The organism is Stenotrophomonas sp. WZN-1 (assembly GCF_002192255.1).
In the GTDB taxonomy this organism is placed as follows: domain Bacteria; phylum Pseudomonadota; class Gammaproteobacteria; order Xanthomonadales; family Xanthomonadaceae; genus Stenotrophomonas.
Genome location: NZ_CP021768.1, coordinates 451,090 through 464,661 on the forward strand (window position 1 = coordinate 451,090; position 13,572 = coordinate 464,661).

Genomic DNA, 13,572 nt, shown 5'->3' on the forward strand with positions numbered 1-13,572 from the left:
CCTGCTGTTGGTAGGTGCCAACCTTTGTTGGCACAACCCATCCGCGTTCATGACCCCGGCACCAGCGTGCCAACCAAGGTTGGCACCCACCAGAGCAACGGCGGTCAGCTGGTGGCGCGCAGTGGCGCCATCTTCCACAGCAGCGCGCGGAACGGGGCCAGCAGGCAGACGCCGATCGCCAGCTTCACCGCCAGGTCGCCGGCGGCCCAGCTCACCCACGGCAGGGTGGAACCGGCAAACGCGATCGACCAGAAAATGGTGGTATCCACCGTCGCACTGCAGGTGGTGGCCACCATCGGTGCGCGCCACCAGCTGCCCCGGCGCAACCGGTCGAACACGGTGATGTCCAGCAGCTGGGCCACGATGAAGGCCGAGCATGAGGCGATGGCGATGCGCGGGGTGGCCACCCAGATCGACAGCAGCACCGCCACCGCGAAACCGATCCACGCCACGCGGCGCGCCGGGCCCGGGCCGAAGCGGCGGTTGATCAGATTGCTGACCAGGAACGCGACCGGATAACTGAAGGCACCCCAGGTCAGCCAATCGTTGATCGGGTACTGCACCAGCACGTTGGACAGCAGCACCACCGCGCCCATCGCCAGCACCGCCAGCACCAGGGCGCGGGCGGTCAGCGGGGCAAACACAGGGGCAGGACGCACGGACATGGCGAGCCAGGGGGACAAAGGGGAACGCCCATTATCCGCCCGGCCCGCGGCAAAGCCAAAACCGGTCGTTCAGCTTTACAGCGCTTCGCTCATCACATCGCCAGCGGCGTAGGCGGTCGGCACATAGGCCAACGCCTGGCCCTGTGCGCTCTTCACGGTCCAACCGGCACCCGCGTCGGTGGGGTCGAAGCGCACCTGCTGGCCGACCACGAAGCCAGCGATCGCGTCATCGCCTGCAGCCGCCGGCCATTGCAGCGTTGCGGTCTGGTCGGCCTTGCCGGGCACCTGCAGGTGCACCTGGCGATCACCGGCTGGCGTGGTGGCGACCTGCTTCACCTCCATCGGCGGCAGCGGAACCGCCGGCGTGCGTGCGGCAACCTTGCCGTTGCGCTCGCTGGCCTTGAACGGTGCCTTCGACAGTTCGGACAGGCCCGCCGATGCAGCGAGGGGGACCGAGACCACGATCAGCGAGGTGATCAGCACGCTCGCCTCACTGCTGTTCAACTGCGGCGCGGCGCCGGCATGGACGGTGGGCACCAGCAGCGCCGAGAGCAGCAGGGCAGAAGCGGGAACGCGCAGGCAACGGAGCATGGAGACCTCCTGGTCAACGTGGGGACGGCGGCTCAGCGCCGGTTATCGAAAATGTCGCGCGGGCCGGTGGCCTCGGGCAGGTATTCCAGTGGGCGGCCCTGGTTGTCCTTCAGCTGCCAGCCCTGGTCGGCGCCGGTCGGTTCGAAGTTCACGGTCTGGCCCACGGTGAACTGCACGGCGGGATCGCCAACGCCGCGCGGGTACTGCATCGAGGCGGTGTTCTGCGGGTTGTTGGCATCACGCAGCAGCACTTCGCGGCGGCCGTCGACGGTGGTGGCGATCCCGCTCACCTCCATCTGTGGCAGCTTGATCTGCTGCGGTCGGGCCAGCGGCTGGCCCGCCTCGGCGGCATCCTGGGCTTCCTCCGCCGCCGCTGCGCGGGCCGAGGCCACCATCTGCGTGGACATCTCCAGGCTCGGCCCCTGCGGGCCCGGGTCGTGGATGATCACGATGCGGCGCTCGGCGTGCGCGGCCGATGACCAGGCCAGCGCGCTGACGATCAGCATCGATACCAGGGAGTTGTGCAGCAGGCGCATGTCGTTCTCCTTGCGGGATTCAGGGCGAGGCTGCGGCGGCACCGGCCACCGGCACGTGGGGGATCACCAGTTCCTGCAGCAGCTGGCTGCGCTGGTGCAGGAAGTCGAACACCGATTCCACCGTCACCACCGAATAGTTGCCGGAGATGCGCTCGCCGGCCGGATGGTCGGTGGTGGTGGCGTTGGCCACGAACAGGCGCGCACCCACGCGCTTGCCGAGGCCGATATGCAGCACGCTGGGCTGGTACTTCTGTTGGCGCAGCCACTGCTGCGCCTGTTCGCGCTTGACGATGGCCGGCGCGCCTTCGGCCTGCGCCATCGCCGCGGCCAGCACCTCCAGCACCCACTGGTTGGAGTTCTGGTAGTCGGTGGCAAACGGGTAGGCGACCACGTTGTACTTGGTTTCGTGCAGCGCCTTGGGCTGGATCGAGGGCGACACCAGCATCGCTTTCAACGCCGCACGCAACGGCGCCGACGGTACACCGATGCGCAGGTCGGTGTGGCCGCCGCTCTCGCCGACGAAGTTGCCCAGGCCCTCGTGGTACAGCTGCGAGCTGTCGGTCTTGCAGCGGTTGAGCAGGTGCATCGCGCGCCAGCGGCCGTCGTCCTCGCGCAGCAGGAAGGCCAGGTGGCTGTGGCGCAGGCCATAGCGGCTCAGGTCCTGGCCACCGCGCGCGGCCACCACCACGTCCACGTCGGGCAGCGCGTCGAGACGCTCGGCGGTGGTCCAGGCCACGTCCAGCATTGCCGCCTGCGACGCCACGCTCGGGTAGCGCTCGCGGCACTCGGTGCTGTTGGCCCAAGCGGGTGCGGTCGCCAGCAGGCTGGCGATCAGCAGCGCGGCGCGGGGCAGGCGGGAAAAACAATCCATGTCGGTACCTTCAACGGCGGGCAGGCCCGCGCGCCGATCATACGCTGCTCAGCGCAGCGGGCGATCCACGCCCTTGCGCTGGAGTTCCCTGTCGCAGGCATCGCTGATCGGGGCGATCGGCAGCGGTGGGCGCTCGCCCGTCTTCGGATCTCGCAGCGCTGGCTGATCGCGGTATGCATCCAGCTGCTGCTGGCACTGGTAAGAAATCGGGTCCAGCTCGGTGGGCGTGGTGGAGCAGGCAGCGAGCAGGGCCAGGGGCAGCAGGAGCAGGGTGCGCATGAAGACGTTCAGCGTGATGGGGGAAGCTGGACTCTAACGGTGCGGGCAGATCGAAATGTTCAGAAATCGCTGCGCGGCCGGCACTACCCCAATGCCAGCCGCGCTTTCACTTCGGCCGCGATCCGCGCGGTCTCGCGCAGTGGCTCGATGCGGTCGTACTGCCAGTCCAGCCAGTGCGCCTGCAATCGCCCGCGCTCGCGCAGCTGTTGCTGGAAGCGCGCCAGCCGCCCCTGCACGGTATCGGCCAGCGCCACCATCACCGGCATGCGAGTGGCACAAGCTTCAGAGAGCAGGTTCACCGAATCGGGCGAGACCACCACGCGGTTGGCCCAGCCGAGCAGGCCGCCATAGGGATTGGTGCCGTCGCCCCCATCGCCCCAGATCACGTGTGGCAGGTCGGCGAACTTCGCGCGCAGGATCTCCGCCAAGGCCGGCGGCGTGCGCCGCGAGGTGGTCGCCAGCAGGCTGCCGCCTTCGCTGCGGATCTGGTCGGCCAGCGCCTGGAACACGCCGACCATCGCCGTCTCATCCCACGGCGCCAGCGGTGTCGGGCCGCCCACCAGCAACGCGGTGCGCGGACCGGGCAGGGTACTGAAGCCAGCGAACGCGGCGCGGCCCCAGGCCAGCCAGTCATCGTCCACCGGGTTGAGGCTGCCGAGCAGGGTCAGCACGTTGCTGCCGCGCAGGGCATCGTGTTCGGGCACCACCACCACATCCCAGTGACGCGCGCCGATGCGCGGGTCGAGGATCTGCACCACCTGGCTGCCACGTGCGCGCAGCACGCGCAGTGCGCCAGCGGCTTGTCGGCCACAACCGATCGCCAGCGCCGGAGCGTCGGCAGCCAGCGTCGCGAAGGCCTCGCCGTAGCCGTTCACATCACCGGGCAGGCGCCGCGGCGACAGCCAGCGCCAGGGCGCGCGTGGCTGCAGCAGCAGCGGCCGATGGGTGCCCTGGCGCAGCGCCGAGGCCAGCGCGACCGCTTGGCGGACATTGCCCGCACGGCCGTCCGTGACCGTCCAGGGCGCGCTCGATCGTTTCACCATTGGCATTAATTCGTTTCAGCCCTGCTGGGTGTTGCAACAGTCGCGACACTCTACACTGCGGCTCGTCGATTCGCCCCGCGCCGCCCGCGGGCACTGACTTCCCTTAGCCGCCCTGGAGATCCACCGATGTCCCACGCGCTCGACGCTGCTGCCCTCGATCAGCTGTTCCGCACTGCCCGTACCCAGAACGCCTTCCTCGACAAGCCGGTCCCGGCCAGCCTGCTGCAGGAACTGTACGACCTGGTGAAGTGGGGCCCGACCGCGGCCAACACCACGCCGGCCCGCTTCGTCTTCGTCACCTCGAAGGAAGCCAAGGACAAGCTGGCCCCGGCCCTGTCCGAAGGCAACCTGGCCAAGACCATGGCCGCCCCGGTCACCGCCATCATCGGCTTCGACCTGGACTTCCACGAGAAGCTGCCGTACCTGTTCCCGCACACCGATGCCAAGGCCTGGTTCGACGGCCCGCAGGAAGGCCGCCACGAAGCCGCCATCCGCAACGGCAGCCTGCAGGGTGCCTACCTGATCCTGGCCGCGCGCGCGCTGGGCCTGGATGCCGGCCCGATGTCCGGCTTCGATGCGGCCAAGGTGGATGAAGCCTTCTTCGCCGGCACCTCCATCAAGTCGAATTTCCTGGTCAACCTGGGTTACGGTGACCCGGCGGGCCTGTTCCCGCGTCTGCCGCGCCTGTCGTTCGACGAAGCGGCGCGCATCGCGTAAGTCGCTGTATCGATTCCGGGCCGCCCCCTTGGCGGTCCCTGCTGTACCCACCCTACGATCCGGAGAGTTCCTGAGATGAGCGCCACCCGTAAACTGCTGCTGCCGCTGGCCCTGACCCTGGCCATCGCCGCCTGCTCCAAGCCGGCCGACACCGCTGCCCCGGCCGCCGATGCTGCCGCCCCGGCCACCACCGAACAGGCTGCCACCCCGGCTGCCGATGCCGCCGCCGCTGCGCCGGCCGCTGAAGCGATCAAGATCGCCTCGGGCACCTACAAGTTGGACCCGACCCACACCGACGTGCTGGCGCAGTGGAGCCACTTCGGCTTCTCCAACCCGAGCGCGCACTTCGGCAACGTCGAAGGCACCCTGGTGTACAACGCCGAAGACGTGACCAAGTCCACCGTGGAAGTGAAGCTGCCGCTGAGCGGCCTGAACAGCTTCACCGCCAAGTTCGACGAGCACCTGAAGAGCGCCGACTTCTTCGACGCCGCCAAGTTCGCCGATGCCACCTTCAAGAGCACCAAGGTGGAAGCCGCTGGCACCAACAAGCTGACCGTTACCGGCGACCTGACCATCAAGGGCATCACCAAGCCGGTCACCCTGGACGTCACCGTCAACGGCGGCGGCGAGCACCCGATGGCCAAGGTTCCGGCCGCCGGCTTCGATGCCACCACCACCCTGAAGCGCAGCGATTTCGGCGTCGGCGCGTATGCTCCGAACGTCAGCGATGAAGTGAAGATCCGCATCACCACCGAAGCCACCGGCGAAAAGCCGGCTGCTTGATGCACCCAACTCACTCGTCGTGAGAAGGCAGAAGGCCCGCTGAAAAGCGGGCCTTCTTTTTGGGTTCGGGGGAACACGCGTTGGTAGATGCCAACCTTGGTTGGCGCACAAGCACTCCGCAGGCCAACCAAGGTTGGCCACTACCGGTTCGTGCAGGGCCGGAGAGTGCTTTGGTAGGTGCCAACCTTGGTTGGCACACGGGCACTCTGCAGGCCAACCAAGGTTGGCCACTACCGGTTCGTGCAGGGCCGGAGAGTGCTTTGGTAGGTGCCAACCTTGGTTGGCGCACGGGCGCTCTGCGGGCCAACCAAGGTTGGCCACTACCGGGTACGCGCGCTCAGCGCAGCGCGCCCAACCAAGCCCCACACGCTTCGCTCGGGCTCTGCTTGGCCTTCACCGCCAGCCCGCTCACGCGCACGAAGGTCTGCGCGGCCTGTGCCACCACCTGGCGTGCGATCAGCGCCGCCTGCTTGGTCGCGGCCTGCTGCTTGCGCAGCTGCACGATGTTGATCGACGGCCGACCGACCGGTGCGTACTTCTGGTCGCGGCGCAGCACGTCGGCCACCTGCGCCACTTCGAATTCGGCCTGCAGGTAACGGTGCTGTGCCTCCACCAGCTCACGCAGCGGTACGCGCAGGGCAGCGGTGTCGGCGAAGGCAGCCAGTGCGGTATCGCAGGCGGCGTCATCGGCAAAGCGGGTACGCAGCGCGTCCACGCTGGCCAGGGTCAGTTTGGCCATGTGGGCCTCGTTGCTGCAGGAAAGGAGCGCGATTGTCGCATTGCTTGCCGGCTGATGCGTTGAACCGGGCGGCGAAATCCCTGTAGAGCCGAGCCCATGCTCGGCTCATCGCGCGCAGCGCGAGGGTTCTCCGATGGCGGAACGAAAAGCAGCCGAGCGTGGGCTCGGCTCTACACGGGCGTGCGGACCAACGGTCCGCACCTACCCAAGATGTTGCATGACCGATGGTGGAACCCCTGTAGAGTCGAGCCATGCTCGACTCATCGCGCGCAGCGCGATGGCGGACCCAAAAGCAGCCGAGCGTGGGCTCGGCTCTACACGGTCAAGGGCGTGCGGACCAACGGTCCGCACCTACCGTCTTTTGCTCAATCGCCGTCGGTTTCGTCCGGGTGGGCCTTCCAGTAGCCGGTCGAGCGGATCCAGTCGCGCGGCACGCCCAGGTGCCCTTCGATGAACTTGCGCATCATCCGCGCGCGGCGCGATTCGGTGGCGATCCAGTAGAAGGCATCGCCGTCCGGTGCTTCGAAGTCGGTCAGCATGTCTTCCAGCAGCGTGCTGCTGGCCGCCGGGAAGCCGTTGCGCTCCAGCCAGTGGATGCGCACGTTCTCGTACTGCGGCAGGTCCTGGCGCTCGGCCTCATCACTCACTTCGATGAAGGCCTGCACCTCGGCGCCGTCCGGCAGCACGTCCAGCCAGCGGGCGATGGCCGGCAGCGCGGTTTCGTCGCCGATCAGCACGTAAGCGTCGTAACTGTCGGCCACCACGAACGAGCCACGCGGGCCGCCGATCACCAGCACGTCGCCGGCCTGCGCCTGCTCGGCCCACGGCCCGGCGATGCCCTGGTCGTGCAGCACGAAGTCGATGGCCAGCTCGCCGGTTTCGTGGTCCCACCAGCGCGGGGTGTAGTCGCGCGACGGCGAGGGCTCCTTGCCGGCCGGGTAGCTGCGGCCTTCAGCGGTCAGCACCGGCAGCACCATCTCGCCGCTGCTGTTGGGGAAGAACAGCTTGATGTGGTCGTCGGCGCCGGGCGAATCGAAACCGGCCAGATCGTCGCCGCCCAGCACCACGCGGCGCATGTGCGGGGTGACTTCTTCGGTGCGCAGCACGGTCAGTTCACGGAAGCGCACATCCAGGCGCAGGCGCGTGTTGTTGTGTTCGGTCATGGGGATACCTGCAAAGGTGTCGCGCGGGGGCGCGCGGCATGGGGGAGGACCTGGCTGGATTCAGTCTGGCTGGGTCGTTGAAAGTGGTGATGCCTCGCTACCGGCGGTACCGTTCAGCAGGGCCGAGGCCCGCGTCAGCAGCGCCGCCACCTCGTCCGCCTCACCCTCGGCCCAGCGGCCGTGGTGGTGCACCAACGCCCGCTTGAACTCGCGCAGGGCCGTGGCCAGCGGCGGCGGCAGCGAGGCCTTGGTGATCTCGCGGGCACGGTCGAAGGCGCGTCGCTGCGCCAAGCGCACCTGGGTGCGCTGCACCTTCAGCTCGAACTCGCCGGCGGTGGTGATGCGGAAGATCCGCTTGCCGTCCACTTCCTCGGCTTCGATCCAGCCAGCCTGCTCGAAGCTGGCCAGCAGCGGGTACATGGTGCCGGCGCTGGGCGTGTAGGCCTGCATGAACTGGTTGCTGATCAGCTGCATCAGCTCGTAGCCATGGCGCGGCTGCTCGCCGATCAGGGCCAGCACCAGCAGGCGCAGGTCGCCGCGGCTCAGCACGCGCGGCTGGCCATTGCGGCGCGGCACCGCCGGATCGGTGGAACGGGCTCTGGGAGAAGCGGTACGGCTCATTTCGATATATCGGTAAACGAGTGTGCAAACGATATATCGATACATCGAAGCCGGCAATCATCGATCCGGCCACAAGCAGTTCCGTTTTGGGCCACGGCGGGACGCGCGCACAGCAAAAGGGGCGCCCCCTGCGAGGCGCCCCGGCGATGCTGTGGAAGGGAGCAGGGCCGCCAGGCCCATCACTCGCGGCCCACGCTGGACCCAGGGTGGGCACCAATCCAGAGGCAGGTGCGACATGTTGTCGCCGGTTCAGTACGCCCGCCCGGGGCACACCTACGCCGGTGCCGGAGTTGCCCTACAACCGTCATCGGCAGCAGTAACACTGCGTCCTGCGCATGGGCGCAGCGGTCCGGAAGCGACACCCTGCGCGGCCGCCAAGCCCCGCCAATGCGCCCTCGCAGGGCCCGGCAAGCCCCTTGCGGACACTGGCCGGTTGCATCCATACGCCTGCGTAGCCAAGTGACGAAAGCCCTTGGTGCGCTACACTTTGCGGTCTAGAAATCTATACAACAGTCGCGCGCGTGCGTGCGGTTATGGGAGCGCTAATGAACTGGTTGAACGAGGTGCTGAACAACGACCCGAATCCTGTGGAAACCCAGGAGTGGATCGAGTCGTTGAAGGCCGTTATTGATGTCGAGGGCTCCGAGCGCGCGCATCAGCTGCTGGAAGGCATGGTGGAGCTTACCCGTCGTTCGGGCGCCTACCTGCCGTTCTCTCCCACCACCGAATACGTCAACACCATCGAACCGCAGTTCGAGGCCAAGAGCCCGGGCAACGCCGAGCTGGAATGGCGCATCCGTTCGATCATCCGCTGGAACGCGATGGCCACCGTGGTGCGCGCCAACCGCAAGCCGGGTGACCTGGGCGGCCACATCGCCTCGTTCGCCTCCGGCGCCACCCTGTACGACGTGGGCTTCAACCACTTCTGGCGCGCCCCGAGCGAAAACCACCCGGGCGACCTGCTGTTCATCCAGGGCCACAGCGCCCCGGGCATCTACGCGCGTTCCTTCCTGGAAGGCCGCATCAGCGAAGAGCAGCTGGACAAGTTCCGCATGGAAGTGGACGGCGGTGGCCTGTCCTCCTACCCGCACCCGTGGCTGATGCCGGACTACTGGCAGACCCCGACCGTGTCGATGGGCCTGGGCCCGCTGGCCGCCATCTACCAGGCGCAGTTCATGCGCTACCTGGAAAACCGTGGCCTGATCGAGAAGTCCGACCGCAAGGTGTGGTGCTTCATCGGCGACGGCGAGAGCGACGAGCCGGAAACCCTGGGTGCCATCGCCCTGGCCGGCCGTGAAGGCCTGGACAACCTGATCTTCGTGGTGAACTGCAACCTGCAGCGCCTGGACGGCCCGGTGCGCGGCAACGGCAAGATCATCCAGGAACTGGAAGGCGTGTTCCGTGGCGGCGGCTGGAACGTGATCAAGCTGCTGTGGGGCGGTTACTGGGATGCCCTGCTGGCCAAGGACAGCGACGGCGTGCTGAAGAAGCTGATGATGGAAACCGTCGACGGCGAATACCAGAACTGCAAGGCCTTCGGCGGCGCGTATACCCGCGAGCATTTCTTCGGCAAGTACCCGGAAACCGCTGCGATGGTGGCCGGCCTGAGCGACGACGACATCTGGCGCCTGAACCGTGGTGGCCACGACCCGCACAAGGTGTACGCCGCCTACCACCAGGCCGTGAACACCAAGGGCATGCCGACCGTCATCCTGGCCAAGACCGTGAAGGGTTACGGCATGGGCAGCGCCGGTGAGGCACTGAACCCGACCCACCAGACCAAGAAGCTGGACGACGAAGCGGTGCGCCACTTCCGCGACCGCTTCAACATTCCGGTGACCGACGCGCAGCTGGCCGACGGCCAGGTGCCGTTCTACCACCCGGGCCCGGATTCGCCGGAAGTGCAGTACCTGCAGGAACGCCGTGCCGCACTGGGCGGTTACCTGCCGCAGCGCCGCCGCAAGGCCGACAAGACCTTCGTGGCGCCGAAGCTGGAAGCCTACGAGCGCCTGCTGAAGAGCAGCGGCGAGCGCAGCTACTCCACCACCATGGCCTTCGTGCAGAGCCTGAACATCACCCTGCGTGACAAGGAACTGGGCCCGCACATCGTGCCGATCGTGGCCGACGAAGCCCGTACCTTCGGCATGGAAGGCCTGTTCCGCCAGATCGGCATCTACGCGCCGTTCGGCCAGAAGTACAAGCCGGTCGACGCCGACCAGCTGATGTTCTACCGCGAAGACCAGAGCGGCCAGGTGCTGCAGCAGGGCATCAGCGAGCCGGGTGCGATCAGCTCGTGGATGGCGGCCGGTACCAGCTACTCGGTCAGCAACGTGCCGATGCTGCCGTTCTACATCTACTACTCGATGTTCGGCTTCCAGCGCGTGGGCGACATCGCCTGGCAGGCCGCCGACATGCGTACCCGCGGCTTCCTGCTGGGCGGCACCGCCGGCCGCACCACGCTGAACGGTGAAGGCCTGCAGCACGAAGATGGCTTCAGCCATCTGGTGGCCGGTGGCATCCCGAACGTACGCAGCTACGACCCGACCTTCGGCTTCGAAGTGACGGTGGTTCTGCAGCACGGCACCAAGCGCATGATGGAAGACCAGGTGGACGAGTATTACTACGTCACCCTGATGAACGAGAACTACACCCACCCGGAAATGCCGGAAGGCGCGGCCGAAGGCATCGTCAAGGGCATGTACCTGCTGACCGACGCCGGCAAGCCGAAGAAGGGCGAGCTGCGCGTGCAGCTGCTGGGTTCGGGCACCATCCTGCGCGAAGCCATTGCCGCGGCCGAGCTGCTGGACAAGGACTTCGGCGTGACCGCCGATATCTGGAGCTGCCCGAGCTTCAACGAACTGCGTCGCGATGGTTTCGACGTGGAACGTGCCAACCGCCTGCATCCGGAAGGTGAGCAGCGCAAGGCCTACGTGACCGAGCTGCTGGAAGGCCGCCAGGGCCCGGCGATTGCCGCCACCGACTACGTGCGCGCGTATGCGGACCAGATCCGTGCGTTCGTGCCGATGAGCTACACGGTGCTGGGTACCGATGGGTTTGGACGTTCGGATACGCGTGCGAACCTGCGCCGGTTCTTTGAGGTGGATCGGTACTACATCGCGCATGCCGCGATTGCGGCGCTGGCGAAGGAAGGGAAGATGACCGCGAAGGATGTGGCCCGGGCGATCAAGCAGTACAAGATTGATCCGGAGAAGGCTAATCCTGTTGGGGTTTGATTGGTCAGTTAGTTGACGCGAAAAGGGCGGCCGTTGGCCGCCCTTTTTTCTAGAAATGACCCGTCCTGAATTGGGTTGACACCTTTTCCCTCTGGAAAAGGAATGCTCAATGAAATCAACAATCAGGCGCAGCCAGCGGGATTACTCGCTGGCCTTCAAGTTGTCGGTGGTAGATCAGGTCGAACGCGGGGAGCTGACCTACAAAAAGGCCCAGGAGCGCTATGGGATTCAAGGTCGTAGCACGGTGCTTACCTGGCTTCGCCGACATGGTCGGCAAGACTGGGCGGCTGGGGCATCATTTCCTCCCATGAGCACTGTCTCCAAAGCCGGAGCGGCCAAGCCGCTTGCCCCGGAGCAACAGATCAAGGCCCTGCAGGTTCAGTTGCGGGAGGCAAACGAGAAGGCGCAGCTCTTCGAGGCCATTGTGGACGTCCTCAAAGAGGATTACGGGGTAAAAATCGTAAAAAAGCCTTCCGGCAAGTTCTCGCGCAAGGGCGCCTCCAAGGCGTAAGCCGTCATTTTGGCATCAGTCGGCAGGAGTACTATCAGGCTGGTCGCAATTACACCTGCCCAGAAAGTCTTGATTGACGCTGCCGACAGCCGTGAGTCACTAGCTGCGCAATGGCTCACCGCCGAGCAGGTTAGTGTCGGACTGAATCTGTGTGCCTGCGGGAGCAGCCAACGAGTAGGTCAGCTGCGCCGCGAGGGGTAGCTCTTGGGTGTCTAGGTAACTAGGCCTGCTCCCAGCTACCGCTACCCGAATTGGCAGTTCGGGCCGGACGGCCAGCCCATAGATCATCTGGCCGACATCCTGAAGGTGTTGTGCGATTTCGGTCCCTCCCAGCGAGAGCTACACGGACTACACCGAACCACCAGATGGGGGGAGGTTGAGTGGTTCCTGTCTCCGCACGTGTTGCTTGATGGCATGACGCCTGCTTCGACATTGCTGGCCGCTCCAGCAAATGTTCTACGTGCTGCTTGCGTTGAGTTTCAGGGCGCTGATTGAGGGGCTACTACAGAGCCTGTCCGCGGGACATGCCTGCGTGAATTGCACCGTAGCTGAGTTTGACCGATACGGAAGCCCTGAATTGCACGGGCTTGCATTCGCGGCACCAGATGGCCTCCAACTCCAGCTCCAAGTCCTGGTGGCATGGGCAGGCGTCAAGAGCTTGAGCTCTCAAGCCAGGTCACCTTCCAAGCTCGCCAGATAGGTTCGGGCGACCCGCGACATGGAGGATCTTTCCAACAGGCTGATCCTCGGTGCCATGCTGTCAAAGAGATTAATGCATTTCCTGAAATCTGATGAACTCTTGCGAAGAAGCGCCAGGCTCAAAATTGCTTGTGTAAGGTCGCAATGCCCCTTAAGGACAAGGTTCTCCAAGTGACGGCAGACAGAGAAGAACGCGGCAAGCCTCTTTGAGCTCGACATGAAGCCAATGCTGGGCATGGAGTTGAGGGCAGCTCTCGCCACCGGCAGGCTTTCGTCGTACATGATGGCTACCTGCAGAAGATCATGAGCCGACGCCCCGGTGACCATCGAGTACTCAGCAAGAAACTCCTTCTTTCCAATCATGCTTTCGCTCACGTTCCACTTCCTTGTTGTGAATCCCGCAAGCGTTGCACATATGCAGTACAACCGCAAAGTGCTATGAAGTAAGTGATCACGCATGGCCTCAAGCTGGACTCCCGACGACGGCGCAAGGCAGTTGCACCGGAGATCGAGGCCATTGAGCGCATCAAGCCTGGCTGCGAGAAATCTGGCGTGCTGGGTGCGCCTCCGCTCACTAGATTTTTTCTAGATTAAATACTCATGTCGAAACTCACCAATTTAAGGAAACGACATGATGAAAAAACTATCCACTCAAGCCCCTCTTCTCTGCACCAACTGCTTCAACGGCAACACCATCACCTTCAGCAGCAGGCACGTCACTATTGCGCTTACTGTCACCATCGCTCTCACCTTCGCCTTCTCGCTGGCGCTGTGCGCAGGTGCCTACGCCCTCTACGTCTTTACCTAAGCGCAACTCGGAGCTCAACCAACGTCGGGAAGTCGGCGTGTTGAGTGGTCAAGGATTCTTGCCGACGCAAGCAATCGGACAGAGGTGCTAAGGTGGACTACTTCTTCCTTTGGTGGCGGATTATGGGATTGGCGTCATCTCACCATGCACTTGGTAACAGACGGAGCAACGGGCCAAGCGCAAATGCCGCCTCGGGGCGTATCAGCCTCGAGGTGGGAGGGGGCGGCCAGATGTCTCAGTCTCGATATTTGGCCACTCAGAGACATCCATCAGCAGCGCCAGGAGGCTATCCAGCCGCCGGCACATATCTCGT

14 protein-coding genes and 1 pseudogene are annotated in these 13,572 nt (G+C 65.3%); 5 read left to right on the top strand and 10 right to left on the bottom strand.

What is annotated here, in order from left to right; genetic code table 11:
- Positions 1-104 precede the first annotated feature (104 nt).
- The 6 genes from CCR98_RS02030 to CCR98_RS02055 all read right to left on the bottom strand — a co-directional run bounded on the left by CCR98_RS02030 (position 105) and on the right by CCR98_RS02055 (position 3,985).
- On the bottom strand, positions 105-665 hold the full coding sequence (locus tag CCR98_RS02030) for a queuosine precursor transporter (protein ID WP_087921316.1): 561 nt from the start codon (positions 663-665) through the stop codon (positions 105-107).
- 75 nt (positions 666-740) lie between these two features.
- Positions 741-1,256 carry a hypothetical protein gene (locus CCR98_RS02035; protein ID WP_087921317.1) on the bottom strand — a complete coding sequence of 172 codons (516 nt, stop codon included), beginning with the start codon at positions 1,254-1,256 and terminating at the stop codon, positions 741-743.
- A 32-nt stretch (positions 1,257-1,288) separates the two neighbouring features.
- Positions 1,289-1,792, bottom strand: coding sequence for a hypothetical protein (locus tag CCR98_RS02040; RefSeq protein WP_087924124.1), 504 nt, complete (start codon positions 1,790-1,792; stop codon positions 1,289-1,291).
- 19 nt (positions 1,793-1,811) lie between these two features.
- A complete protein-coding gene (locus CCR98_RS02045; protein ID WP_087921318.1) occupies positions 1,812-2,663 on the bottom strand; it encodes a DUF2145 domain-containing protein in 852 nt (283 codons plus the stop codon).
- 48 nt (positions 2,664-2,711) lie between these two features.
- Positions 2,712-2,942: a hypothetical protein gene (locus tag CCR98_RS02050; RefSeq protein ID WP_087921319.1), complete on the bottom strand. Its 231-nt coding sequence runs from the start codon at positions 2,940-2,942 to the stop codon at positions 2,712-2,714.
- A gap of 83 nt (positions 2,943-3,025) precedes the next feature.
- Positions 3,026-3,985 carry a mitochondrial fission ELM1 family protein gene (locus CCR98_RS02055; RefSeq protein WP_087921320.1) on the bottom strand — a complete coding sequence of 320 codons (960 nt, stop codon included), beginning with the start codon at positions 3,983-3,985 and terminating at the stop codon, positions 3,026-3,028.
- 126 nt (positions 3,986-4,111) lie between these two features.
- Between CCR98_RS02055 and CCR98_RS02060 the strand changes: the two genes are divergently transcribed.
- Both CCR98_RS02060 and CCR98_RS02065 read left to right on the top strand, forming a co-directional pair.
- Positions 4,112-4,702: a malonic semialdehyde reductase gene (locus CCR98_RS02060; protein ID WP_049443517.1), complete on the top strand. Its 591-nt coding sequence runs from the start codon at positions 4,112-4,114 to the stop codon at positions 4,700-4,702.
- A 75-nt stretch (positions 4,703-4,777) separates the two neighbouring features.
- On the top strand, positions 4,778-5,485 hold the full coding sequence (locus CCR98_RS02065) for a YceI family protein (RefSeq protein ID WP_005407837.1): 708 nt from the start codon (positions 4,778-4,780) through the stop codon (positions 5,483-5,485).
- 337 nt (positions 5,486-5,822) lie between these two features.
- On the opposite strand, the gene CCR98_RS02070 is transcribed toward CCR98_RS02065, so the two are convergent.
- The 3 genes from CCR98_RS02070 to CCR98_RS02080 form a co-directional block, all read right to left on the bottom strand.
- Positions 5,823-6,224, bottom strand: a complete 402-nt coding sequence (locus CCR98_RS02070; RefSeq protein WP_087921321.1) for a hypothetical protein — start codon at positions 6,222-6,224, stop codon at positions 5,823-5,825.
- Between the two features lie 365 nt (positions 6,225-6,589).
- Positions 6,590-7,387, bottom strand: a complete 798-nt coding sequence (locus CCR98_RS02075) for a siderophore-interacting protein (RefSeq protein WP_087921322.1) — start codon at positions 7,385-7,387, stop codon at positions 6,590-6,592.
- A 60-nt stretch (positions 7,388-7,447) separates the two neighbouring features.
- Positions 7,448-8,008, bottom strand: coding sequence for a PadR family transcriptional regulator (locus CCR98_RS02080; protein WP_087921323.1), 561 nt, complete (start codon positions 8,006-8,008; stop codon positions 7,448-7,450).
- 545 nt (positions 8,009-8,553) lie between these two features.
- On the opposite strand from CCR98_RS02080, the gene aceE reads away from it, so the two are divergent.
- Together aceE and CCR98_RS02090 are read left to right on the top strand one after the other, a co-directional pair.
- Positions 8,554-11,241 (top strand): pyruvate dehydrogenase (acetyl-transferring), homodimeric type, encoded by a 2,688-nt coding sequence (aceE, locus tag CCR98_RS02085; RefSeq protein ID WP_087921324.1) that lies wholly within the window; start codon positions 8,554-8,556, stop codon positions 11,239-11,241.
- A 109-nt stretch (positions 11,242-11,350) separates the two neighbouring features.
- Positions 11,351-11,802 (top strand): annotated as a pseudogene (locus tag CCR98_RS02090) (IS3 family transposase); the annotation flags it as partial.
- Between the two features lie 616 nt (positions 11,803-12,418).
- Here the strand turns inward: CCR98_RS02090 and CCR98_RS02100 are convergent.
- Entirely contained in the window at positions 12,419-12,826 is a 408-nt protein-coding gene (locus CCR98_RS02100; protein ID WP_087921326.1) for a hypothetical protein, read from the bottom strand.
- Positions 12,827-13,085: 259 nt separating this feature from the next.
- Here CCR98_RS02100 and CCR98_RS21005 point away from each other — a divergent pair, with 259 nt between their 5' ends.
- A complete protein-coding gene (locus CCR98_RS21005) occupies positions 13,086-13,259 on the top strand; it encodes a hypothetical protein (RefSeq protein WP_157721488.1) in 174 nt (57 codons plus the stop codon).
- Positions 13,260-13,572 lie beyond the last annotated feature (313 nt).

Bases quoted from the DNA above. Each gene is read 5' to 3' on its own strand.
- CCR98_RS02030 (WP_087921316.1), bottom strand. From the start codon at position 665: ATGTCCGTGCGTCCTGCCCCTGTGTTTGCCCCGCTGACCGCCCGCGCC.
- CCR98_RS02035 (WP_087921317.1), bottom strand. From the start codon at position 1,256: ATGCTCCGTTGCCTGCGCGTTCCCGCTTCTGCCCTGCTGCTCTCGGCG.
- CCR98_RS02040 (WP_087924124.1), bottom strand. From the start codon at position 1,792: ATGCGCCTGCTGCACAACTCCCTGGTATCGATGCTGATCGTCAGCGCG.
- CCR98_RS02045 (WP_087921318.1), bottom strand. From the start codon at position 2,663: ATGGATTGTTTTTCCCGCCTGCCCCGCGCCGCGCTGCTGATCGCCAGC.
- CCR98_RS02050 (WP_087921319.1), bottom strand. From the start codon at position 2,942: ATGCGCACCCTGCTCCTGCTGCCCCTGGCCCTGCTCGCTGCCTGCTCC.
- CCR98_RS02055 (WP_087921320.1), bottom strand. From the start codon at position 3,985: ATGGTGAAACGATCGAGCGCGCCCTGGACGGTCACGGACGGCCGTGCG.
- CCR98_RS02060 (WP_049443517.1), top strand. From the start codon at position 4,112: ATGTCCCACGCGCTCGACGCTGCTGCCCTCGATCAGCTGTTCCGCACT.
- CCR98_RS02065 (WP_005407837.1), top strand. From the start codon at position 4,778: ATGAGCGCCACCCGTAAACTGCTGCTGCCGCTGGCCCTGACCCTGGCC.
- CCR98_RS02070 (WP_087921321.1), bottom strand. From the start codon at position 6,224: ATGGCCAAACTGACCCTGGCCAGCGTGGACGCGCTGCGTACCCGCTTT.
- CCR98_RS02075 (WP_087921322.1), bottom strand. From the start codon at position 7,387: ATGACCGAACACAACAACACGCGCCTGCGCCTGGATGTGCGCTTCCGT.
- CCR98_RS02080 (WP_087921323.1), bottom strand. From the start codon at position 8,008: ATGAGCCGTACCGCTTCTCCCAGAGCCCGTTCCACCGATCCGGCGGTG.
- aceE (WP_087921324.1), top strand. From the start codon at position 8,554: ATGAACTGGTTGAACGAGGTGCTGAACAACGACCCGAATCCTGTGGAA.
- CCR98_RS21005 (WP_157721488.1), top strand. From the start codon at position 13,086: ATGAAAAAACTATCCACTCAAGCCCCTCTTCTCTGCACCAACTGCTTC.